Source organism: Thermaurantimonas aggregans (assembly GCF_003851885.1).
In the GTDB taxonomy this organism is placed as follows: Bacteria; Bacteroidota; Bacteroidia; order Flavobacteriales; family Schleiferiaceae; genus Thermaurantimonas; species Thermaurantimonas aggregans.
In genome coordinates this window covers 195,299-218,841 of the sequence record NZ_BHZE01000002.1, presented here as the reverse complement: position 1 = coordinate 218,841, position 23,543 = coordinate 195,299, and the positions used below count along the sequence as shown (strand labels likewise).

The window sequence follows — 23,543 nt, the reverse complement described above, 5'->3', positions numbered from 1 at the left end:
ACTTCAAATTTTTGCCTCTAAATAAAATTAACACCCAAAATGACGAAAATGGATTTTATAAATCATTGTATAACAAATATTTATAATTACAACTAAGCAAAAAATAAAAAATCTGCGGAAGTCAGGAGCTTTTTCATTCTTTTTTTCTTGAATTTTTTCTTTTGAGAATGGTGACTTTCTGAAGTCTTTTCAGCAGTGACTCGCGCGAAGCACTTTCGACAAAGTCTTCGCTCAGCGGGCTTAATTCTTCGTCTCGAATCAGCTTGCGGCCATCAGCCAACTTGGCAAATACGTAGTAAAGTCCGGGAATGATGAGCACGCCAAACACCGTACCCAGTAACATACCGCCTAAAGCTGATGAGCCAATGGTGCGATTGCCTATGGCACCCGGACCAGTCGATACAACCAATGGGATAAGACCGGCGATGAAGGCAAAAGAGGTCATCAAAATTGGACGGAAGCGCACTTTAGCCCCTTCAATGGCTGCCTGAAGAATGGGTGCCCCTTGCTGATTTCGCTGGATGGCAAATTCTACGATCAACACAGCATTTTTTCCTAAAAGACCGACAAGCATGATAAGACCTATTTGCGCATAGATGTCGTTGGCCAGTCCCATCCACTTGAGCATCAGAAAAGAACCGAAAATACCGACAGGAAGGGACAATAACACGGCAAACGGAATGATAAAGCTCTCATATTGAGCAGCCAAGACTAGATAAACGAAAACTACTACCACCAAAAAGATATAAAGAGCCTCATTTCCACGACGGGCCTCGTCGTACGAGAGACCTTCCCACGCTATGTCAAAACCCTTAGGCAGCACTTCGCGCGCAACCGCCTGAATGGCAGCGATGGCATCTCCTGTAGTGTAACCTTCGGCTGGCAGGCCTCTGATGGCAGCTGAATTGTACATATTATATCGCGTCAATTCATTGGGTCCCTGTCGCTTAATGATTTTCATGAAGGAGGAGTACGGCACCATTTCGCCTTTGTCGTTTTTCACAAACAGATTTTCAAGGTCTGAGGGGTAACGCCGATACTCGGGTGCTGCTTGGGTGTAAACCTTGAAAAAACGGCCAAAGCGGGTAAAACCTTGTTCGTAGGTACTGCCGATCAAAATGTTGAGGTTTTCCATCGCCTTGCCGATAGATACGCCCTTCTGCATGGCGATTTTGTTGTCAATTTTGAGCTCGTACTGCGGGTAGTTGGCTGCGAAGAAGGTGAACAATCCGGTGAGCTCTTTGCGCTTGCGCAGAGCGTCCATAAATTCGTTATTGATTTTTTCAAATTCATGATAATCAACTTCATTGGTCTTATCGAGCAGTCGGAGTGAGAACCCACCGGACGATCCAAAACCTGGAATTGCAGGTGGCTCAAAAAATTCGATGACAGCGCCAAAGTCTTTGGTCTCCTCTTCGAGCAGTTCCATTACTTCGTGCACAGAACGCTTGCGCTCTGACCATTATTTAAGGTTTATCAAGCAAGTACCGGCATTTGAACCACGACCTTCGGTCATGATTTCGTAACCGGCCAATGCAGTTACCGATTCTACATCTTCGATCTCTTCGCAAAGCTTTTGAAGTTTATGAGCAACTTCATTCGTTCGCTCTAAAGTTGAACCCGGAGGAGTCCGTATAATGGCGTAGATGGTGCCCTGGTCTTCATTGGGTACAAAGCCGGCTGGTAAGCTCTTGACTTCCAGAATTATACCAATTACAAAAGCCAGAAGTACGCCAAAAGTAACCAAGCGACGGCTGACGATCTTGTTTAAAACACCCACATATCTGCCGGTAAGCTTTTCGAATCCTTTGTTGAACTTTTCTAAAAACCAATTGATGGGCGTTTTTTTAGCGGGCTTGCCGTGATTGTTTTTTAAAATCATTGCGCTCAGTACCGGCGTAAGAGTGAGTGCTACCACAGCCGACAGCAAAATCGAACTGGCCATAGTGATGGAAAACTGCCGATAAAAAACTCCGACAGGACCTGTCATGAAGGTGACCGGTATAAAAACAGCAATCATCACCAAACTAATGGCTATAATGGCCCCACCAATTTCACTCAATACTTTTTTTACCGCATTGAGGGGCGATAGATGCTCTTCTTCCATTTTGGCATGCACAGCCTCCACAACTACAATGGCGTCGTCAACCACAATACCAATGGCCAACACAAGGGCAAAAAGGGTGACGAGATTGATCGATAACCCAAACATTTTCATGAAAAAGAAGGAACCTACCAGCGAAATAGGTACAGCAATGGCCGGCACAAGGGTAGATCGCCAATCGCCCAAAAAGAGGAATACTACCAACGTAACCAGGATGAAAGCATCGCGCAGGGTGTGTAGCACCTGCTCGATCGAAGCATCGAGAAACTGAGATACGTCGTAACTGATTTTGTAATCCATACCTGGCGGAAAGTCTGCTTTCAGCTCCTTGAGCTTTTTCTTCACATCTTCGATAACCTTGCTGGCATTGCTGCCCACATTTTGCTTCAGTACGATGGAAGCCGCCGGATATCCGTCGAGATTAGAGTAAATGTCAAAAAACTCGCTGCCCAGCTCTACATCAGCTATGTCTTTGAGCAGAAGCAATTCACCTTTTTCGTTGGCGCGGATGATGATGTTTTCGTATTGCTCGGGCTTGTTGAATCGGTCTTGATACACCAGCACGTATTCGAGCGACTGGGGCGACTTGCCCGAAGCCTGTCCGAGCCTACCAGGGCGAGCCAAGAGGCTTTGCTCTTGCATAGCTGTCATCACCTCTTCAGCCGATACGTTGTAGGCGCGCATTCGATCGGGCTTTAGCCACACGCGCATGGCAAAGATGCGGCTCCCTAATATCTGTGCACGCGCTATGCCATTAATGCGCTGTATTTCGGGTATCATGCGCGTGTAGGCGTAGTTGTAGAGGAATTTTTCGTCGGCGTTTTTGTCTGTGCTATACAGGTTTACATACATGAGCATGCTGGGCTGTATAGGTGTGATGATCACCCCTTCGCGCTGAACGAGCTCAGGTAAGAGCGGCATGACTTGGTCAACGCGCGTCTTCACATTCACTACAGCCTGATTCGGGTCTGTTCCCGGCTCAAAGACAACTTGAATCGTAGCCTCGCCGGCGCTCGTAGCATCTGACACAATATAGCGCATGCCCTGCACCCCATTGAGGGCAGCTTCGAGCGGAATGAGGGTGGATTTGACCAACACATCGGCACTCGAACCGGGATATGCGATAAAGATATTTACCGTAGTAGGCGCTATATCAGGCAACTGCGAAATAGGAAGTTGCTGAATAGATAAGATGCCTATAAACAAGATGATGGTAGATACTACGATGGAGAGTACCGGCCTCTTAATGAATTTGCTGAACATATTTCTTCCTTTTATTAAAAATTATTCGGCGTGAATGGAATGCAGTTCAGAAATAATCTTTGAAAGCGGCTCAAACTCGTAGCGGATCTTTTGCTTGTTTTTGACTTTTCGCAGCCCTTCTACAAGAATTTTGTCCTTTTCTGATAGGCCTTCGCGCACCACAAAGAGGTGGGGCAGCTCTGCGCCTATTTTGATCTCGCGAGCTTCGATTTGATTATTGTTATTAATGACATACACATACGTCTTGTCAAGCACTTCATACGTGGCTTTTTGAGGGATGAGAAGCACGTTTTTCAAAGGCACTGGCATTAGGATGTTGCCCGTCTGCCCGTGGCGAAGGATGCGGTTTGGATTTTGGAAGGTGGCTCTAAAAGCAATGTTCCCGGTTTCGCTGTTGAAGTCTGATTCAATGGTTTCGATTACACCCTCCTGGTCGTAGAGCTGATCGTTGGCCATTCGAAGCAGTACTTTCAGGGGTTTATCCTGTCTTTTTTGGAGGGCATAGTTCAGATATTCAGCTTCGGGTACATTGAAATAGACCCACATTTTGCTGTTGTCGGACAGGGTGGTAAGTAGCTCGCCTTCGTCGAGCAGACTGCCGATGCGTACATCGTTGAAGGTGCCTATCAGCCCATCAAACGGAGCTCTTATTTCGGTAAATGAGAGATGCGCTTTGGCAAGGGCAAGTTCTGACTTTGCTTTTTCGTATTTCGCTTTAGCCAAGGCAAGTTCGTTGGGAGAGACCACATGGCTGTCGGCCAGAGCTTTGGTATTGTTGTATTCAATGGCAGCAAAGTCAACTTCAGCCTGAGCCCGCTGTACCTCTGCCCGATAAATCACTGGCATGATCTGAAAGAGCATTTGACCTTTCTTTACAAATTGCCCTTCGTCCACGTAAATGTTTTGAAGGTAGCTTTTTTCGAGGGCGCGCAGTTCGATATGTTGGATGGAATGGATCTGGCAAACGTATTCGCGGAATACAGTGGTGTCTGTTTTTATTGGGCTAGTAGCAACAAATTTTACATTCTGATCGCCGTGTTCTTCTTTGTGATGGCAGCTTGATATAAAAATGGATAATACAATGGCAAGGTTCAAGATTTTTCTCATACAATGGAGGTTTTTTGTGTGTTTTTGGATAGAGAAATGGATTGTGAGGAAATGGACTTTAGGAAAAATCCGATTCAGAAAGTTTTACTTAAAAAAGCTGAAAATTGAAGGATACTTTATACCAAAAACGACTTCCAGGAATGGTATAAAATGTACAGAGGTTTGAGAACAGGTAAACCTTGCTGAAATTTGTATAAACCAGATGAAAGCTTATGAAAACCAAAAAGATAAATAGAAAGTGACGAAGAAATGTATTTGTATTTAGCACATTTCAGCAGTTCATTAGAATCGACATCTTCCTGCTCTTCTTCAAAAGAAAATTCAGCAAAAAGAAAATTGATTTTTGTACCGAAGATGGATGAAATGTGTTGTAAAGAAACAACTGAATGATTCTGGTAGGAATTTCTTTGAAGTTTATGGCCTGTAAAATTCAGTAAAAAGAGGGCAAAAACTCCGGCAAAAAATAATAGAAGATTCAGTTTACGTTGCTTAAAAGACAACCGCGTATGTAATGCCAGCGTTTTCACAAATTTTCTAAACAAATGTATAGGAATTTATCCGGATTGAAAACTTATGAATATTCTAAAAAATAGGATCATTTGTGCTGACTAAGGTGATAGTGCAGACTACGATTTCAACCAATGAAATGCAATCTATAGGGCAAAGTGTAGCGTGTAAACAGTTACTTCTGAAAAACTCGTACACTATCCTTGCGCGAGGGGTAGAAGCGGATGGCTACAGCTTTATCGACAGTGTCTTTCGGTCTGGCTACCTGCGACAAATGTGCCCCGTCAGCTCCTTAGCAGGATAAGTCCGAAGATCTGATCACAGCAGAAAGTGAAGAGGCACGCTAAAAAATAAAAATAAAGATTTACAAAAGATGAAATACATTAATGGTCTTGAGAATTATTACGTTGACTGAGATTTTGAGCTAAGGCATGCAAGAAGCCGCTTATAAGCGAAACGAATAAACTGTACAGGAGAGCGCTCCAAAAACTGCTGACTTCGAAACCGCTGACAAATTCTGCAGCAATGAGAATAACGATTGCATTGATGGCAAAGAGAAAGATGCCAAAGGTTAAAAGAGTTACGGGCAGAGTAAGTAATATAAGAAGGGGCTTGATGGTGACATTAAATATGCTGAGGACAAGTGCCACAATAAAGGCAGCAAGTATGTCGCGAAGTTCAACACCCGGTGTGATGTAAGAAGCAAGGAAAAAGCTTAGCGTACTGACTGCCAGCCGTATGTGAAAGGGTGGCTCGGCAATGGTGAGATTAAAACGAAATTTCATGGCTACGAATTTATTCTTTCCATAAGAAAGGAAACAACACAATACTGAGCGCTACTGTGATAAGGTCTAGTAAAAGCGAAGCAACTACATAACGCGTGCTCTCCACACCGATGAGCATAGCTTCGCTAATTCGGATAAGTACCAAAAGCTGCGGGATGAGCAGCGGAAAGGACAAAACGGCCATTATGGCGGCATTGCCTTGCACTGCTGCTGAGATGCCTGCAATAAGCGTGAGCGTACTGGCAAAAGCTAATGCTCCCAATAGACTGATACCTAAAAGATACGACAAGGAAAACTGGGTGTGAAACAACAGATCGAAGAGCCAAGCCGTAAAAACAGACACCACGCCAAGCAAAAGGGCATTAAAGGTAATTTTTGAAACGATAAGCAGCGATGGGGGCACTGTTTGGTAATAGAAAAGAAATCGTGTAGAGGTTTCGCGAATAAGACTGCGAGAAGTAGAAGTGACTGCCCCAAATCCCAAGATGATCCAAAAGACTGAAATAGAGATACGCGGAGCTACATCAGCTTTCAGAATCATGTAGGCGATGAAGGCAGATGAGGCGATGTAAAGAAAAAGCGAGAAAAGCTGGTGCTTTTCTCGCCATTCAATTTTAAAATCAGTATAAAGTATTTTAATTACTTGTTTGATGTAATGCATTCGAATCAAAGTTCGAGGGCGCGTTGTGGATCGCCGTTCATGAGTTTTTCGACCGGATTTTCAAGGCATTCTTTTACATGCACAAGAAATCCCACAGATTCCCTGCCGTCGATGATACGGTGGTCGTAGCTGAGTGCCACATACATGATGGGGCGAATCACGATTTGGCCATCGCGTACTACAGGTCGCTCCACTACGTTGTGCATGCCGAGTATGGCTGACTGTGGTGGATTGATGATGGGGGTTGAAAGCATGGAACCGAAAACACCTCCATTGGTGATGGTGAAAGTACCACCTGTCATTTCATCTACGGTTATCACACCGTCACGCACGCGGGTAGCAAGACGCTTGATTTCTTTTTCTACGCCAGCAAAGGTCATGTTTTCAGCATTGCGAAGTACCGGTACCATCAGCCCTTTAGGACCACTTACAGCAATAGAAATATCGCAGAAGTCGAAGCTGACCATGTCTTCGCCGTCGATCATCGAGTTCACTTGTGGAAAAGCCTTCAGTGCACTTACACAAGCGAGTGTGAAAAAGGACATAAAGCCTAGATTTACACCGTGCTTAGCCGCAAAGGCTTCTTTATACTCAGCGCGCAGGTCGTAAATGGCTTTCATATCTACCTCGTTGAAGGTAGTGAGCATGGCTGTTTCATTCTTTACCGATACGAGGCGCTCGGATAATTTGCGCCGTAGAGCCGACATGCGCTTGCGCTGTGTACTGCGGCTACCTGTACCCGGTGAGCCCATCGATGCACGACCTTTTGCTTCTTCAGCAGCTTTCAGAACATCAGCCTTTGTAATTCGACCATCTCTGCCTGTGCCAGCCGATAGGCTTACGCCGGTTTCTTCCATCAGTTTGCGTGCTGCAGGCGATGGAGTACCCATTGCGTAGGAGGTGGGTTTCTGTTCAGCTACGGGTGCGGGTTTTGGTTCTTCTTTTTTAGGTGCCGGTGTTTGTTCTTCTGCTTTTTTAGGAGTTGATGCTTGGTGTGCAGCTTTAGCCGGTGCTTGTGCTGAAGTATCAATGGTACAAACCACATCGCCTACTGCTACTGTGCTACCTGCTGGCACGAGTATTTTAATGATTCCAGATGCCTCAGCCGGCAAAGCTAAAGTAGCTTTATCGCTGTCGATTTCGGCTATATCCTGATCTTTTTCTACGTAATCGCCGTCTTTTACAAGCCATTGGGCTATTTCTACTTCTGAAATAGACTCGCCCGGTGAGGGCACTTTCATTTCTAAAATCATAGCGAGGTGTTTATGATTGGGGTCGTTAAATGCTGAATACTTGTTTAATGGTGCGCTTTTGCAAAGCTATAGCAGCTTGGTGTGAACCGCTGGCCGGACTAGCACTTGCGCTCGGGCATACAACCAACAGGTCTTTTACGGGTAATTTCATCTTCATATACCAGTGGGCTCCCATATTTGAAGGCTCTTCTTGTGCCCAGACGATCTTTTTTGCATTCGGATAACTGGCTATGATTTCCTCTATTTTCTGGTATGGCAGTGGATACAGCTGCTCAATGCGCACTAAGGCAGTATCAAAGTGCTTTTCAGCCTCGCGCTCCTCGAGCAATTCGTAGTAGAACTTACCCGTCACGAAAACAAGTTTTGTTATAGTGGCTTTGTCTTCAATCAGATGATCGTCAATCACTTCCCGAAAACGTCCAGACTCTAACTCTTCTAAAGTACTTGTAGCTCTCGGATGGCGCAGAAGTGACTTTGGCGACATCAGCACCACAGGCTTGCGGAAGGGCCAAGCGAATTGCCTGCGCAGCATGTGGAAGAGCTGAGCCGGAGTAGTAAGGTTGCAGACGATCATGTTGAGCTGGGCACACAGTTGCAAGAATCGCTCAAGGCGAGCGCTTGAATGCTCTGCACCTTGGCCTTCGTATCCATGTGGCAGATACAGCACCAGACCATTCTGTACAGCCCACTTGTCTTCAGCCGCTGAAATGAATTGGTCAATGATGATTTGAGCACCGTTGGCAAAATCACCGAATTGAGCCTCCCAGATAACAAGGTGATTTGGACGTGCCAAAGCATATCCGTAATCAAAACCCAGTACACCATATTCACTAAGCAGCGAATTGTAAATTTCAAAACGCGCCTGACCGGGCTCAATGTGATTGAGTTGTACGATTTCTTCTTCCGAATCTTCAACCAGTATTACAGCATGACGGTGTGAGAAGGTCCCTCTTTCTACATCTTCGCCCGAGATTCGCACAGGGATGCCTTCAATGAGTAGCGAACCGTAAGCCATGAGCTCACCCATCCCCCAATCGAGTGCATTGCGCTCTTCTACCATTTTTCTGCGATCTTCTACCAGGCGCACCACTTTGTTGAAGAACTTTTTGTCAGCGGGCAGAGTGGTGAGCGCTTTGGCAATTTTGAGCAGTTTATCGCGACTCACACCTGTTTCGGGTGAAGTGAGAAAATCTTCGCGCGTTGCCTTTCTAAAGCCTTGCCAGTCTTCTTGTAAGAAGGGGGTAATGCGGTTTTTCTCAATTTTTTTTGATTCGTCGTACCGCATCTCAAGAATAGCTTTAAAATCAGCATCCACTTTTTTGAGAAATTCTTCATCTACTAGGCCCTCTTCTTTGAGCTTCTTCATGTAGATGTCGCGCGGATTGGGGTGCTTAGCAATAATTTTATAAAGGAGTGGTTGAGTAAAACGAGGTTCATCGCCCTCATTGTGACCATACTTGCGGTAGCACAGCAAGTCGATGAAAATGTCGCGCAAAAAGCGCTGGCGATATTCTATGGCAAATTTGGCTACATGTACTACAGCTTCGGTATCATCGCCATTTACGTGAAATACAGGTGCTAATATCACTTTTGCTACATCCGTACAGTAGGTACTCGAACGAGCGTCGAGATAGTTTGTAGTAAATCCCACCTGATTGTTAATTACGAAATGGATGGTACCTCCGGTCTTATAGCCATCCAGCGTTTCCATTTGCACCACCTCGTACACAATGCCTTGAGCTGCAATGGCAGCATCGCCGTGTATCAGGATGGGAAGTACAGCCGATACATTCCCGTCGTGATTGTAATCGATACGTGCGCGGGCAATGCCCTCTACCACGGCATTTACAGCCTCGAGGTGCGATGGATTGGGCGACAAAGTCAAGCGTATTTGCGTACTGTCGTCAAGTACCTTTAGCGTACTGTAACCTAGGTGGTATTTCACATCCCCATCAAAGTCCTCATCTTCATACTCTTTGCCTTCGAATTCTGAAAAGATATCTCTTTGTGTCTTTCCGAAAATATTTGACAAAACATTTAAACGGCCGCGATGTGCCATACCCATTACCACCTCACGCACTCCAAGCTCTGCACCATGATTGATGGCCATGTCGAGTGCCGGAATCAATGATTCGGCTCCTTCGATGGAAAAGCGCTTTTGGCCAACGAATTTTGTATTGAGGAAAGCTTCGAAACCGACAGCTTCCGTAAGTTTTGTAAGAATGTGTTTCTTCTGATCAGGTGTAAAGTTTGGGATGTTTTCATTTACATTTAATCGATCAATGATCCATTTGCGACGCTCTACATCGCGGATGTACATAAACTCCACCCCGATCGAGCGGCAATAGACATTTTTTAGATGCTGAATAATCCGTCGCAAGGGTGCAGGACCGTTCAAACCTAACTCGCGGGCTGCCTCAAAGGGCTTATCAAGATCGCTGGCATCGAGGCCAAAATTTTCAATATCTAACGTGGGCGAATATTTACGGCGAGCGCGTACAGGATTTGTTTCAGTAAATAGATGACCGCGCTGCCTGTATGCGTTGATCAGTTCAATGACTCGGAACTCCTTAATTATGTGGCTGAGGTCAGGCGACTGCTCTACGGCCTTTTCAATTACTTTGACTTTTTCAACCGGCGAGCGGTCGGCATACTCATTTGCAAAGTCAAAGCCCTGAAAAAATGCCCTCCAAGAAGGCTCAACGATGTCAGGATTTTCAAGATATTTTTGGTATAGCTCGTCGAAAAACTGCAAATGGGCTGCATTCAGAAACGAAAACCTATCCATGAAAAGGGGGCATTTGAGTGAATTTTTGGCTTAATTTTTAAAAACAGGGTCAAAACTACAATACAATTGACTTAATATTTAATTAATCAGTAATGCTGTATTTATCAGTATAAACAAAAAAAGCCGCCTGATGTGGCGACTTTTTTTTTATATTTTATGCACTTAATCTCTACTGTTTAGATAGAGAAGAATGTAATAAACCAGTTGAGCAATTGAAGCCAATGCCGCCACCAGATAGGTGTTTGCTGCCCACTTAAGTGCATCTTTAGCCATGTTGTGCTCCCTGACCGAAGTAATTCCGGCAGAATTTAACCATACAAGCGCCCTGTTGCTGGCATCGTACTCAACCGGCAAGGTTATTATGGTAAAAAGTGTTATAGCGCTTTGAAGAATCACCACTGTAAGCAACACTGTCTGAATTGGAAATAAGTGAACTATAACAGAACCAAAGAGCATAAACAGGAAAATAAAGGAAAGCATTCTACTGCTGAAACTTACAATAGGCACCAAAGCTGAACGCATCTGAAGCCAAGCGTATGCTGTAGCATGCTGAACTGCATGACCTACTTCGTGAGCAGCTACTGCAGCTGCCGCTACTGAGCGACCGTGATAAACATCAGGTGATAAGTTAACAGTTTTGTCCAGAGGGTTGTAGTGATCGGTAAGCTTACCCGGTACGCTGATGATACGCACATCGTAAATTCCGTGGTCGTGAAGCATTTTCTCAGCCACTTCAGCACCGGTAAGTCCGGCAGCTACAGGTACTTTGCTGTATTTTTCGAATTTTGTTTTCAATCGGGTTTGAACAATAAATCCAACTAAGGCAAAAACAATCAATATGAGAATCATAGCTTTTTGAATTTTAGGTCAAAAATAACAAATCACATGCCTCTGCAAATAAAGGTCATTTTGGCAGAAGTTATTTTTGCAAGGTATTAAGTAAGCTAATGAAGAGACCTCTCATATTGGTGTGCAATGACGATGGAATCACAGCCCCGGGCATCAGAAATTTAATAGAAGCTGTACGCGATATAGGTGATGTGGTAGTAGTAGCCCCAGATAAGCCTCAATCAGGCATGGGGCATGCCATTACGATTAATTCCTCACTGCGTTGCGATCCTATTAAAATAGATGACGGCCCGCAGACTGAATATGCCTGCAGCGGCACTCCGGTTGATTGCGTAAAACTCGCAGTATCATACATTTTGCCGCGCAAACCTGATCTGATCGTATCAGGCATCAATCACGGGTCAAACTCATCGATCAATGTAATCTATAGCGGTACTATGTCGGCAGCAGTTGAAGGCGCTTTAGAAAACATACCTTCCATCGGCTTCTCGCTGCTCGACTACGCATGGGAAGCCGACTTCTCAAAGGCCAAGCGCTGGGTGCGTGTCATTTCTAAAATGGTTCTAAAACACGGGCTTCCAAAAGGAATATGCCTAAATGTAAATATTCCTAAAGTCATAAACGGCGAAGATTATAGAGGCGTGCGCATTTGTCGACAAGCTGACGCCGTTTGGGAAGAAGAAATCGACGTGCGTACCGACCCCAGAGGGCGCAAATATTTCTGGCTCTCAGGCCAATTTGTAAACCACGATACCGGCACTGATACTGATGAGTATGCCTTGAAAAATTACTTTATTTCAATCGTGCCAATCAATGTCGATTTTACTGCCTACGACCAATTAAAAACCATGTCAAAATGGAATTTCGAAATCCACAAAACCGTACCTCGCGAAGTATAATGCAAGGAATCTTAATCGCCTTAATAGCGCCAGTAGGTAGTTTGGTTTTGTTATTTTTCAAATATCCTGTTTTGCTATCAGGTGAATCGAACTTAACGAAAATTCAATTAAAAACCCTGATTTTTCAAATTATCAGTTTGGGACTTTTAATCAATGTCGGTCTATTTTTTTTATTTCTCCGTTTTAAGAAAGAATCTATTTCACGTGGCATTTTAGCGGCATCTCTTATCGTACTTTTAGCAGCAGTTATTCACAAATTCTTGTTATAAAAAACAGAAGAAACAATTATTTCATTTTTGAAATTACATTTTCTTTGAAAAGTTCTCGAAAAGTATGAAATTTCTTCTACTCGCTGGTGAATCTTCAGGAGATCTTCATGGCGCCAATCTTTTAAAAAATCTAAAAAAATTATATCCAGATAGCACTTTTTATTGCTTTGGAGGCAATAAAATGGTAAATGAAGGTGGTATTCTTCTTCTTCACTACAGAGAAATGGCCTTCATGGGCTTTTATGAAGTCATAAAAAATCTTCGAAAAATTTTAAAAAATCTAGAATTTTGTAAAAATTGGATCTTAAAGAACAAGCCAGACGTCATTGTATATATCGATTTTCCAGGTTTCAATATGCGAATAGCTAAATTTGCTAAAGAGAAAGGATTTAAAAACATCTACTACATTAGTCCTCAAATATGGGCATGGAAAGAAGGTAGGGTGCATCAAATCAAGCGGGATATTGATCTGATGATTACCATACTGCCTTTCGAAAAAAATTTTTACGAAAAATATGGATATAAAGTAGAATATGTAGGTCATCCTTTACTTGATGCTATTGACATAAGTTCTACAGAAAATTTATTGGAAAATCAAATTGAATTTGATATAGCATTATTACCAGGAAGCAGAAAACAAGAGATAGAAAATATTTTGCCAGCAATGACAGAATTCGCCGTAAAAAATATACATTTAAAATTTGGTCTTGCTGCTGCTCCTTCCATTGAAAAATCTTTGTATGAAAAATATACTTCAAGAACAAATAATATTAAAATTATTGAAGGAAAAACCTATGAGGTAATTCGCTCATCACGAGCTGCCATTGTGGCTTCGGGTACAGCCACTCTTGAAACGGCATTACTTAACACCCCTTTGATAGTGGTGTACAAAGGCAGTAAGTTGAGTTATTTGATAGCTAAAAAATTGGTTAAAGTAAAATATATTTCACTTGTAAATCTTATACTTGACAAAAAGGCTGTACCAGAACTTATACAAGATGATCTCACTACTGAAAATTTGGAAAAAGAAATAAGAAAACTTTTAGAAGAAGGAAGCGCAGTAAAAGCTCAGAGGAGTGCATTTGCGGAACTCCGCAATAAATTAGGAGGGAAAGGCGCTTCTGAACGTGCCGCTTTTTGCATCAAAAATTTTCTAGAAAATGAAGAAGTTGTATAAGAGATTATTGTTTGTATTTTGGTTGTTTTTCCTCACTCTTCATTTAAAAGCAGTTCCTTCTGACATTAAAATTCGCATCTTTAGCAACGAGAATTTTTCCGAGTGTCTTTTCAGAATAAAAAATGGTGAATATTTCTTAATTGCTCTTGACAAAAACGGCGGACTTGTTGACACAATTTATTATGTACATTCAAAATCACCAGAAATACTCTTTTCCATCCAACGAAATGGATCGTATATCTCCTTAAAAATCGGGAAAAAACACTTAGGAAATTTTTACGCTATTTCCTTTATTACTACAGATACTTCTTCGAATTTTCTGATACATGTAAACAAGAAAGAACGCTGGTATGATGGTTCATTAATTTTATTGCCTAATCAGCAAAATCTTCTAGCAATCAATCAAGTTAATCTCGAACAATATGTAGCTGGTGTAGTAGAGTCTGAGGGAGGAAATTTTCCTCAGCTGGAATATTTCAAAGCTCAAGCAGTTTTAGCAAGAACATTCGCTATTAGAAATTACAACAAACACCTCCGCGAAGGCTACAATTTAAAAGACGATATTTCTTCACAAGTATATCTCAGCAGAGCTTATTATCGAAATTCAGATCTAATTCGACAAGCTGTTTTAGAAACGCGTGATACCATTGTGGTAGACAGTGCCTCGGGAGCTCCAATTTTTGCAGCCTTTCATGCTAACAGTGGAGGGCATACCGTATGTGCCGAGGATGCCTGGCACAAAAAATTGCCCAATCTGATTGCTAAACCTGACCCCTATTCCGAAGGAATGAACTCTTATGAATGGACAAAAAAATTACCTAAAAAAGACGTTCAAGAATACATTGCGCGCAAGCTCCAAACAAAATTGACTCCTGAGCTAATCGCTGCCATCGAAACTTTCAAACAGCCAACAAGGCTAAACTACTTCCGGTATCAAAACAAATCTTTTCCGCTGAGAGATTTCAGATTTCACTTTCAGCTGCGTTCCACATATTTCGACATTGAGCCAGATGGGAACTATTACATATTGAAGGGAAAAGGCAATGGTCATGGAGTAGGATTGTCACAAGAAGGAGCGATTAATATGGCATCTCAAGGCTTTACATATCGTGAAATTATTTACTTTTACTACGAAAATGTGAAGCTTGAAAGCCTTAGTATGTACCGACAACTCATGGCCGAAGCCCCACAATTGGCTTTTTAAGCTCACTTTTGCCTTTATTTTTGGTATTCTTTCTGCTCGATTTTTACTCGATCATAGATATTTTTACATTAGTCTATTCATCTTTATTAGCTCAATCATTTTATATATATTTCTTCGCTCATACAGAGGTGTCCTTGTCTATTTTATTTTTCTCTCATTAGGATCTCTGCTCTACTTAAAAGAATCGGAAAAATTACATGCTTGTGACAAAGAATATTCGGGGATACATCTATTAAAAATTGAACGAATTCTTAAGCAAACAGAAAATACTATTCACGCAAAGGGACTTTCGCTTGATACAAATGGTAAGTATTATTTAAGGGCTATTTTATATATCAAAAAAGATTCTATAATACAAGCCATTATACCTGGAGATTATATCATTGCTATTTCAAAGGTTCAGCCCATTGAAAATACTACAATACCTTTTGCATTTCAGGCAAAAAATTATTACGAAACCAAAGGAATTTCTCACGCATGCTATTTAACATCCAAAAGTATTCTATTTCATAAAAAAGAGGATAAATTCAATCTATATAAAATAGCTTATGAAATCAACCAAAAAATAGTAAAAACCATACTCCGATGGTCTATAAATAAGGATGCAAGAGAGGTGTTAATAGCTCTTTTAACCGGTTCAAAAGATTATTTGACTGAAGAAATTAGAACCACCTACTCCGATACGGGCACGATTCACGTGCTTGCAGTTTCAGGTCTTCATACAGGTTTAATTTACGTATTGTTTGCAAGTTTGCTTGCATTAATTTTTGGCAGTAAATTGAGGATACTTCGAGGCTTTTTATTAATAAGTATTTTGTGGTTTTATGCACTATTTACCGGATTAAGCCCATCGGTGGTACGAGCAGCAACAATGTTTACTTTCATTGAATTTGGTCAAAATTTAAAGCGCAAAACTGGTATTTATCACTCTCTGTGTTTATCTGCTGTTTTATTATTGTCAACTTCCCCATTATTGCTATTTGATATTGGCTTCCAATTGAGCTATGCTGCAGTGTATGGAATTGTAAGTACATCTAATTTTTTCAATAAAATTTTATCGATTTCTGATAATTTTTTATTGAAAAAAATTTCAGAAATTTTATCGGTATCGCTTGCAGCTCAACTTTTTACCTTTCCATTCACAGTGTTTTACTTCTCGAAATTTCCGACATGGTTTTTCATAGCAAATCTGTATGCTATACCGCTCGTTACACTTACCTTGTACCTGGGTTTTCCGATTGCTATTATTTCCATGATTTCTGATGCATTCGATTTTTTAGGCAAAGTTCCCGCATTTTTCATTACAGTAAATAATTTTCTCAATAATTTTATAGTAAAATTACCTTTTTCAATTATCGAAAAACAATTTTTTGACGCTGTTCAATTTACGCTTTTGTTGTTAACAATCGTTTTGTTGTTTTATGGAATAGTGAACAAAAAGAAAAGGATATTTTTAACGGGAATTATTTTATTAGTTTTATTTGAAATATATTCTGTCCAACAATCTTTCAAAATTTCACGAGCCTTTACTGAAATTTACTTGTCATTTATTCAGGAAAAACCTTTGTTGCTGATAAATCTGAAAGGCAAAAAGATTTGGATATTTTCTGCTAATTTTCAAAAGATTAAGACACAACGAAAAACACTTTTTTCCAAATATTTAAACAAATGGCAGATGGAAGAATCGGATCTTGTGTGGAATGAGATGCCTGAAAAAATTGAAATAAAAGAGAGATCGAAAACATTATTTACAATTCACATACATAACCATGCATCCCGAACCCCACCTAAGCCATTAGAGAAACTTCAGCACCCTCTGAAGGTGATACTTAGAAGTTCAGATGGAAAAGAGTTTATTTTAAATCGTGACGGTTATCGGATTCTTGTACTTTGAGCTCCCATACAAAACTCGCATGATGTGGTGCATTAAAGCGCGATTTTCGATAGGGCGCTGCAAAAGGACATTAATTCCGTGGTATATAGCCCTGCCTCTGTAGTCTTTTGTGGATAATCCAATGACAGGAATATCGCATTTCAGTTCCTTTCGAATTACATCTATAATCTCGAAGGACGATGGATTTTTATTTTCCATATCCAACAAGAGCAGCTCATAAGAGTGGCTTTCAATTTTTTTGTAAAGGTCATTAATATCGGTAACGATTTCAGGTTGTAATTCGTTGTTTTCCAGCATTATTTTCAGAAGGAGCTGATTTACTTCATCGTTTTCGAAAATCAATACCTTATTACCCGACAAAGTATTTGGATTCTCTATTTCGTATTGTACCATAAAGTGTACTATTTACACTAATGCAAATATCGATATTTAATAGCAAACTATCAATATATAAACAATTAAATTTCAATTTTGGTTGCAACGAACTTTAATTTGTCGCAAAAAAGTCGTTGAAAAACCATCGAATTCCTCTGTGGGTGGCTTTGCTACCGGTACTTTTGCTCATTGTACTGCTTTCAATCAACGTTTTATATGTTAGTGGAGACGACGCCCTGAGCGGAAGCAATCAACTCATCCTAATCACCTGCACCTTTGTGACGTTTGTGCTGAGTCATTTCTATGGTGTATCATGGCCAATGATAATGGACAAAATAGCCATGAACATACAGCAGAGCAGTGCCGCTGTTTTTATTTTGCTATTAATTGGTTCATTAGCAGCTATTTGGACGTTTAGCGGCATCGTGCCTACGATGATCTATTTTGGTTTAAACTTGCTTAATCCTGACTTTTTTCTACCACTCACAGTGCTTGTTTCATCGGTAGTATCAGTAGCTACTGGTAGCTCTTGGAGCACTACAGCCACAGTGGGCATTGCGATGATGGGTATTGGAAACTCTTTGGGAATAAACCCTGCCATAACGGCAGGCGCCATACTAACAGGGGCCTATTTCGGCGATAAGATGAGCCCGCTCTCTGACACCACTAATCTAGCCCCTGCTGTGGCTGGTACTGACCTCGCCACACATATTCGTTACATGGCCATTACGACATTTCCATCGTATGGCATATCGATGTTGATTTTTATAGGCATTTCACTCTTTCAAAACAGAAATGCGGTAGATATGTCAGTATCTCAAGAAATGATTCATACACTCGAGGCTACCTTTAAGATATCTGGGTGGACACTTTTAGTTCCAGCTCTGGTCATTTTACTCATTGCTATGAGATTCCCTAGCCTGCCAGCCATTTTTGTGGGAATACTTGGGGGAATTATTGTCACGCTCATTTTCCAAAAAAATCATGTAATGCACGACTTAAATGCAGTCGACTGCGCTAAAACATTGATTCATGTGCTTACATCGAAAAACGAAATTCACACCGGTGTACCTGCGCTCGACGAACTTTTAACCACTGGCGGGATGTCAGGTATGTTAAATACAGTATGGCTAATCATTTCAGCCATGTGTTTTGGGGGCGCAATGGAAGCAAGTGGATTTTTGGGAAGAATAACTGATGCCATAATGTCGCTAGCTCGCAGTGAATTTTCGCTCTTTACGGCTACGGTGAGCACTACACTTTTTGTAAATATAAGTGCAAGTGATCAATACCTTTCGCTGGTAATACCTGGCAAAATGTACAACAAGGCCTTTAAGGACAAAGGATTAGCACCAGAGAATCTTAGCCGTACGCTCGAGGACAGCGGTACCGTTACTTCAGTGTTGATTCCCTGGAATACCTGTGGGGCCTATCACTCGGGAATTTTAGGGGTATCTACCTTGGATTATCTGCCTTTTACATTTTTCAGCTTGATAAGTCCTTTGATGACGCTTTTAGTAGCTGGTTTTAAATACAAAATTCGCAGAATCATTAATCAGTGAACGGCCTGCGTGTCCTTTTCAATGTATGGAAATAGATAAAAGTTGTTTTTTTGTCAATCTAATTCTGAGTACATGTCGCTACCTGCCAAAAGACCTTCACGCGCGGTAATTTCAATAGTTAAACCTTCTATTGATTGTGGTCAATACTTTATAAAGAGAGTCATAGGAGAGAAAGTAGACGTTTATGCAGCTGTCTTTGCCGATGGACATGATGTGGTAGCTGCAGAAATTCTTTACAAACACGAGTCAGATACACAGTGGTCAAATGCTCGATTAAATCTTTCTGTCAACGATGATTGGTATGGAAGTTTTGTTGTTGAAAAACAACGCTTTTATCACTATAAGGTGCGCGCGTGGGTCGATTATGCCCTGAATTGGCAAAGTGGCCTTATTAAAAAGGCTTTGGATGGGCAGTATGTTCAAGTAGAGCTCAATGATGGACTGCCCTTGCTCGAGGAAACCTTAAAACTCATCCCTAAATCGATTGACAGTGCGTCTTACGATTTTTTAAAATCGACAGTTGAATACATCAAAGCATCTGATTATTTGAAGTCGCTGGAAGCCTGTACAAGTAAAGAGCTTAAAACAATATTAGAAAAATATCCAACACGGAAAAATTCGGTTGAGAGCCCAGAGTACAAAATATGGGTCGATCGGCCAAAGGCAGGTTTCAGCGCATGGTACGAATTTTTTCCTCGCTCAGCATCGCCGGAGAAAGGCCGACACGGCACTTTTAAAGATTGCGAAGCGCTCTTGCCGCGAATTGCTGACCTGGGTTTTGATGTACTATATTTTCCGCCGATACATCCAATAGGAGAGATCAACCGCAAAGGCAAAAACAACTCTGTGACCTCAAAACCCGGAGAGCCAGGGTCTCCTTGGGCCATTGGCTCTCGATTTGGTGGTCACGATGCAATACATCCAGAGCTCGGAACTCTAGAAGATTACAAAAACCTCCTTGCAAAGGCCAAAGAATACGGCATCGAAATCGCAATGGATCTGGCCTTTCAATGTGCTCCAGATCACCCGTATGTGAAGGAGCATCCCGAATGGTTTGTCATAAAGTCAGATGGAAGCATTCAATACGCTGAAAATCCACCGAAAAAATATCAAGACATTTATCCTTTTAACTTCGAATGCGACGACTGGCAGGGCCTTTGGAATGAGTTGCTGCGCGTAGTGAAGTACTGGGTGGAACAAGGCGTGACCATCTTTAGAGTAGATAATCCACATACCAAGCCTTTCAAATTTTGGCAATGGCTCATTTCTGAAATACATAAAACACATTCAGATATCATTTTTCTAAGTGAGGCTTTTACCCGCCCGAAAATTATGCACGAACTGGCCAAGCTCGGTTTTACACAGTCTTACACTTACTTCTGCTGGCGAAACACTAAAGCCGAATTAACCGAATACCTCACCGAACTCACCACTACCGATCAGCGAGAATTTTTTAGGCCTAACTTCTGGCCCAATACTCCGGATATCAATCCGTGGAGCCTTCAGGGCGGTAATGAAAGTCTATTTATGATCAGGCTATTTTTAGCAGCTACGCTTTCCTCCAATTACGGCATTTACGGACCAGTGTATGAATATGGCATTCATGAGCCATATCCGGGGAAGGAAGAATATCTCAACAGCGAAAAGTACGAGATTTACCACTGGGATTGGACACGCGAAACGCGATTAACCGTATTAATAAGACTTATCAATCAAATCAGAAAAACCTACAAGTCCTTTCAAACCACCTACAATTTGACCTTCTGCCCTGTAAACGACGATCATCTCTTAGCCTACTACAAAGGTGATATCGAAACTGGTGAGCACTTCTTAATGGTGGTAAATTTAGACCACCTTAACTCTCGACAAGGGATGGTACGTCCGCCCTTCGAGAAAATGGGAATACCGGTAGGCACGCATTTGCTCATGCAAGACTACATCACAGGCAATACTTGGACGTGGTATTCTGAATACAATTATGTAGCGCTGCATCCAAACGTTCCTTTTCATTTGTTTAAAATTTCTAAGGCGTAATGCAGTACATCAAAGCTATACACATCATTTTTGTAATAACTTGGTTTGCAGGTCTCTTTTATCTGCCGAGACTATTTGTGTACATACGGGAAGCTGATGAAAAGAAACAGTCTCATGACCTTCGAGCTCAGCTCATTTTGATGGCAGATCGACTATTATACATCATTACATGGCCATCGGCAGTTTTGACATTCATTTTCGGCAATTGGATAATGATTAAAACAGGATACTATAAAATTATGCTTACCTCCGGAGGCTCCTGGATGGGGATAAAATATCTCTTAGTCATAGCCTTATATGCATACCATATATCGCTCGATGTATTTCTGAGAAAATTAAAAAACAATGCATTGACCATGAATTCTTTTAAATTAAGACTGTACAACGAAATTCCAACAGTTTTGCTGATTGCCATTGTAATGCTCGTTGTGGTAAAGTCAAATATTTCAGCCATCTACGGAGTTTTCGGTTTGCTGATTCTCGTGGTTGTATTAATTTCAGCCAGCTATTTGTACAGACGAGCAAGAAATAAATAGAAAAATGGGAAGAGCATTGATTTCCATAGGATTGCTGATTTTAATAATTGGAATAATTTGGTATGCTGCTGAAAAATATGACTTAAAATTCCCAGGAAAGTTGCCCGGTGACATACTGATCAAGCGCGGAAATACCACTATTTATATACCTATTCTTACATCTATCATTCTATCCGTAGTCTTGTCACTGATCATGTGGTTAGCTTCAAGATTTAAATTTTGACACTGTTAACAGTTAATAAATTCTTTACTGTTTTTTGTCTTCCATTTGAAGGAATTTCATGAAAAAAAAATACTGTTTGATAAAGTCCAAAAATTACTCTAATAATAACTGTAAATACATTTGTACAAATAGTATATCATGATTGAGTCCCTTTTGACAAAGTTTTCAGATCGATTTATCTCAAAGTGGCTCATTCTTGTTTTTGATGTTTTTATCGTCCTTTTCACTTATCCAGTCGCAGTTTTCATCAAAAACAATTTTGACATCCTCTTGATGCAGCATACCTCCTTTGGTATTGAGGTGGCTCTGATTATAGGGTTAACATATCTCCTGAGCTTTTTATTCAATGATTCATACAAAGGCGTCATTCGGCAAACAGGGCTTAGAGATGCTTTTCTTATTTTTAAAGCTTCTACATTTGGATTTGCAGCTTTATTGCTGATCACATATCTCTTAGATTCTTTTAAGTTTATACAGGTCGATATTTCAAGAAACACATTAGTACTGCACTATTTGCTCACTTTATTATCGCTCTTAGCCGTAAGATTTATGATCAAATCAGCATATTTAAATTTCAAAAAATCAACTAATGGATTAAGGCGTATCCGGGTATTAATTTTTGGTTCAGGGGCTATGGGTGAATTAACACGTCAAACCCTCCTAAAAGAAGTGACAAAAAATTATGAAGTAATTGCCTTTTTGGATGACAATCCTTCGAAAAATGGTAAATTGCAAGATGGTATACCTGTATACAAACCTGAATTAGCTCTTAAAAAAGAATTTATTCAATCAAAACGCATCCATCAACTCATCATTGCCGTTCAAAATCTATCGCTCGAGCGCAGGAAACAACTCATTGAGGTCGGTATGGAATTAGGCCTCAAGGTTAAAGTTGTTCCTCCGGCTAAGTCGTGGATTCAGGGTGCTTTGACTTCAAAACAAATAAAAAATGTACGTATCGAAGATCTCTTAGAAAGAGAACCCATTACATTAGACTCAACGAATGTAAACAAAGAATTAAACGGGAAGGTAATTCTGATCACCGGAGCTGCTGGTTCAATCGGCAGTGAAATTCTACGTCAGGTTATTCACTATAAACCCAAAAAACTCATCGCACTTGATCAGGCTGAAAGTGCCCTTTACGACCTGAGTTATGAGATAAAAACTACTGTAGAAAAACTAGGGGTGCAAATTGAATACATCGTTGCTGACATTACCAATGAGCAGCGAATGAATCTCCTTTTCTCAAAATACAAACCTCAGATAGTATTTCATGCCGCTGCCTATAAACATGTGCCTCTAATGGAAGATCATCCGTATGAGGCTGTGCGTGTGAATGTATTTGGCACCAAACTGTTGGCAGATCTATCTGTGGAATATGCCGCGCACAAATTTGTGATGGTAAGTACCGACAAGGCTGTTAACCCTACCAATGTAATGGGGGCAACCAAGAGAATAGCCGAAATGTACGTTCAATCGCTAAGTCAATGTTCGAGCTGCGCCACCCTCTTTGTTACTACCCGCTTTGGCAATGTACTCGGCAGCAATGGCAGCGTAATACCACTCTTCAAAAAACAGATCGAAGCGGGTGGTCCAATCACCATCACACACCCAGAAATCACTCGTTATTTCATGACCATTCCTGAGGCTTGTAATCTGGTACTCGAAGCCGGAGCTATGGGAAATGGAGGTGAAATTTTTGTCTTTGATATGGGTGAATCGGTAAAAATTGTCGATCTAGCCAAGAAAATGATCAAACTCAGCGGATTAACTTTGGGTAAAGACATCGAAATTGTATTCACGGGACTGCGTCCTGGCGAAAAACTTTACGAAGAACTCCTTGCCGATAAAGAGAATAACCTGCCTACACACCACCCTAAAATCATGAAAGCAAAAAATGCAAATGTTGATTTTGAGATGTTGACCTACCAGCTAAAAAATCTTGAAGAGAAATTACAGAGTGGTGATGACTTCTCGCTAGTGGGAGCTATAAAACAAATCGTTCAGGAGTACAAGAGCAACAATTCCGTTTATTCGAAGTTAGACAAATAAC

The 23,543-nt window shown here is 41.2% G+C and carries 17 protein-coding genes and 1 pseudogene; 10 read left to right on the top strand and 8 right to left on the bottom strand.

What is annotated here, in order from left to right; translation table 11 throughout:
• Positions 1-133: 133 nt before the first annotated feature.
• From EIP89_RS01925 to EIP89_RS01895, 7 genes and pseudogenes are all read right to left on the bottom strand, one after another.
• Positions 134-3,367, bottom strand: a pseudogene (locus EIP89_RS01925) (efflux RND transporter permease subunit).
• 21 nt (positions 3,368-3,388) lie between these two features.
• Positions 3,389-4,474, bottom strand: a complete 1,086-nt coding sequence (locus EIP89_RS01920) for an efflux RND transporter periplasmic adaptor subunit (protein ID WP_124396972.1) — start codon at positions 4,472-4,474, stop codon at positions 3,389-3,391.
• A gap of 890 nt (positions 4,475-5,364) precedes the next feature.
• Positions 5,365-5,766, bottom strand: coding sequence for a phage holin family protein (locus EIP89_RS01915; RefSeq protein ID WP_124396971.1), 402 nt, complete (start codon positions 5,764-5,766; stop codon positions 5,365-5,367).
• 10 nt (positions 5,767-5,776) lie between these two features.
• Positions 5,777-6,427, bottom strand: a complete 651-nt coding sequence (locus tag EIP89_RS01910) for a heme exporter protein CcmB (protein WP_124396970.1) — start codon at positions 6,425-6,427, stop codon at positions 5,777-5,779.
• Positions 6,428-6,432: 5 nt separating this feature from the next.
• Positions 6,433-7,680 carry a 2-oxoglutarate dehydrogenase complex dihydrolipoyllysine-residue succinyltransferase gene (odhB, locus tag EIP89_RS01905; protein WP_124396969.1) on the bottom strand — a complete coding sequence of 416 codons (1,248 nt, stop codon included), beginning with the start codon at positions 7,678-7,680 and terminating at the stop codon, positions 6,433-6,435.
• A 25-nt stretch (positions 7,681-7,705) separates the two neighbouring features.
• Positions 7,706-10,468 carry a 2-oxoglutarate dehydrogenase E1 component gene (locus tag EIP89_RS01900; protein ID WP_124396968.1) on the bottom strand — a complete coding sequence of 921 codons (2,763 nt, stop codon included), beginning with the start codon at positions 10,466-10,468 and terminating at the stop codon, positions 7,706-7,708.
• Positions 10,469-10,630: 162 nt separating this feature from the next.
• A complete protein-coding gene (locus tag EIP89_RS01895; protein ID WP_124396967.1) occupies positions 10,631-11,317 on the bottom strand; it encodes a zinc metallopeptidase in 687 nt (228 codons plus the stop codon).
• Between the two features lie 98 nt (positions 11,318-11,415).
• Here EIP89_RS01895 and surE point away from each other — a divergent pair, with 98 nt between their 5' ends.
• The 5 genes from surE (at position 11,416) to EIP89_RS01870 (ending at position 16,760) form a co-directional block, all read left to right on the top strand.
• Positions 11,416-12,216 carry a 5'/3'-nucleotidase SurE gene (gene surE / locus EIP89_RS01890; RefSeq protein WP_124396966.1) on the top strand — a complete coding sequence of 267 codons (801 nt, stop codon included), beginning with the start codon at positions 11,416-11,418 and terminating at the stop codon, positions 12,214-12,216.
• Complete coding sequence (locus EIP89_RS01885) at positions 12,216-12,485, top strand: hypothetical protein (protein ID WP_218019308.1); 270 nt, start codon at positions 12,216-12,218, stop codon at positions 12,483-12,485. Before surE ends, EIP89_RS01885 begins: the two co-directional genes overlap by 1 nt.
• Positions 12,486-12,549: 64 nt before the next feature.
• The gene (lpxB, locus tag EIP89_RS01880; RefSeq protein ID WP_124396964.1) at positions 12,550-13,662 is read left to right on the top strand and encodes a lipid-A-disaccharide synthase; all 1,113 of its coding nucleotides are present in this window, start codon (positions 12,550-12,552) and stop codon (positions 13,660-13,662) included.
• Positions 13,646-14,866, top strand: a complete 1,221-nt coding sequence (locus EIP89_RS01875) for a SpoIID/LytB domain-containing protein (RefSeq protein WP_124396963.1) — start codon at positions 13,646-13,648, stop codon at positions 14,864-14,866. Before lpxB ends, EIP89_RS01875 begins: the two co-directional genes overlap by 17 nt.
• Positions 14,808-16,760 carry a ComEC/Rec2 family competence protein gene (locus tag EIP89_RS01870; protein WP_124396962.1) on the top strand — a complete coding sequence of 651 codons (1,953 nt, stop codon included), beginning with the start codon at positions 14,808-14,810 and terminating at the stop codon, positions 16,758-16,760. The genes EIP89_RS01875 and EIP89_RS01870 overlap by 59 nt, the downstream gene beginning before the upstream one ends.
• On the opposite strand, the gene EIP89_RS01865 is transcribed toward EIP89_RS01870, so the two are convergent.
• Positions 16,725-17,153 (bottom strand): response regulator, encoded by a 429-nt coding sequence (locus EIP89_RS01865; protein WP_124396961.1) that lies wholly within the window; start codon positions 17,151-17,153, stop codon positions 16,725-16,727. The genes EIP89_RS01870 and EIP89_RS01865 overlap by 36 nt on opposite strands.
• Before the next feature lie 116 nt (positions 17,154-17,269).
• On the opposite strand from EIP89_RS01865, the gene nhaC reads away from it, so the two are divergent.
• The 5 genes from nhaC (at position 17,270) to EIP89_RS01840 (ending at position 23,542) form a co-directional block, all read left to right on the top strand.
• Positions 17,270-18,697, top strand: a complete 1,428-nt coding sequence (gene nhaC, locus EIP89_RS01860; protein ID WP_124396960.1) for a Na+/H+ antiporter NhaC — start codon at positions 17,270-17,272, stop codon at positions 18,695-18,697.
• A 72-nt stretch (positions 18,698-18,769) separates the two neighbouring features.
• A complete protein-coding gene (locus EIP89_RS01855; RefSeq protein WP_124396959.1) occupies positions 18,770-20,731 on the top strand; it encodes an alpha-1,4-glucan--maltose-1-phosphate maltosyltransferase in 1,962 nt (653 codons plus the stop codon).
• On the top strand, positions 20,731-21,267 hold the full coding sequence (locus EIP89_RS01850; protein WP_124396958.1) for a CopD family protein: 537 nt from the start codon (positions 20,731-20,733) through the stop codon (positions 21,265-21,267). Before EIP89_RS01855 ends, EIP89_RS01850 begins: the two co-directional genes overlap by 1 nt.
• 4 nt (positions 21,268-21,271) lie before the next feature.
• Positions 21,272-21,490, top strand: a complete 219-nt coding sequence (locus EIP89_RS01845; protein WP_124396957.1) for a DUF2905 domain-containing protein — start codon at positions 21,272-21,274, stop codon at positions 21,488-21,490.
• 138 nt (positions 21,491-21,628) lie between these two features.
• The gene (locus tag EIP89_RS01840) at positions 21,629-23,542 is read left to right on the top strand and encodes a polysaccharide biosynthesis protein (RefSeq protein WP_124396956.1); all 1,914 of its coding nucleotides are present in this window, start codon (positions 21,629-21,631) and stop codon (positions 23,540-23,542) included.
• Position 23,543: the final 1 nt, after the last annotated feature.

What these genes read in the sequence shown, in the direction of transcription:
- EIP89_RS01920 (WP_124396972.1), bottom strand. Translation starts at nt 4,474, where the DNA reads ATGAGAAAAATCTTGAACCTTGCCATTGTATTATCCATTTTTATATCA.
- EIP89_RS01915 (WP_124396971.1), bottom strand. Translation starts at nt 5,766, where the DNA reads ATGAAATTTCGTTTTAATCTCACCATTGCCGAGCCACCCTTTCACATA.
- EIP89_RS01910 (WP_124396970.1), bottom strand. Translation starts at nt 6,427, where the DNA reads ATGCATTACATCAAACAAGTAATTAAAATACTTTATACTGATTTTAAA.
- odhB (WP_124396969.1), bottom strand. Translation starts at nt 7,680, where the DNA reads ATGATTTTAGAAATGAAAGTGCCCTCACCGGGCGAGTCTATTTCAGAA.
- EIP89_RS01900 (WP_124396968.1), bottom strand. Translation starts at nt 10,468, where the DNA reads ATGGATAGGTTTTCGTTTCTGAATGCAGCCCATTTGCAGTTTTTCGAC.
- EIP89_RS01895 (WP_124396967.1), bottom strand. Translation starts at nt 11,317, where the DNA reads ATGATTCTCATATTGATTGTTTTTGCCTTAGTTGGATTTATTGTTCAA.
- surE (WP_124396966.1), top strand. Translation starts at nt 11,416, where the DNA reads ATGAAGAGACCTCTCATATTGGTGTGCAATGACGATGGAATCACAGCC.
- EIP89_RS01885 (WP_218019308.1), top strand. Translation starts at nt 12,216, where the DNA reads ATGCAAGGAATCTTAATCGCCTTAATAGCGCCAGTAGGTAGTTTGGTT.
- lpxB (WP_124396964.1), top strand. Translation starts at nt 12,550, where the DNA reads ATGAAATTTCTTCTACTCGCTGGTGAATCTTCAGGAGATCTTCATGGC.
- EIP89_RS01875 (WP_124396963.1), top strand. Translation starts at nt 13,646, where the DNA reads ATGAAGAAGTTGTATAAGAGATTATTGTTTGTATTTTGGTTGTTTTTC.
- EIP89_RS01865 (WP_124396961.1), bottom strand. Translation starts at nt 17,153, where the DNA reads ATGGTACAATACGAAATAGAGAATCCAAATACTTTGTCGGGTAATAAG.
- EIP89_RS01855 (WP_124396959.1), top strand. Translation starts at nt 18,770, where the DNA reads ATGTCGCTACCTGCCAAAAGACCTTCACGCGCGGTAATTTCAATAGTT.
- EIP89_RS01850 (WP_124396958.1), top strand. Translation starts at nt 20,731, where the DNA reads ATGCAGTACATCAAAGCTATACACATCATTTTTGTAATAACTTGGTTT.
- EIP89_RS01845 (WP_124396957.1), top strand. Translation starts at nt 21,272, where the DNA reads ATGGGAAGAGCATTGATTTCCATAGGATTGCTGATTTTAATAATTGGA.
- EIP89_RS01840 (WP_124396956.1), top strand. Translation starts at nt 21,629, where the DNA reads ATGATTGAGTCCCTTTTGACAAAGTTTTCAGATCGATTTATCTCAAAG.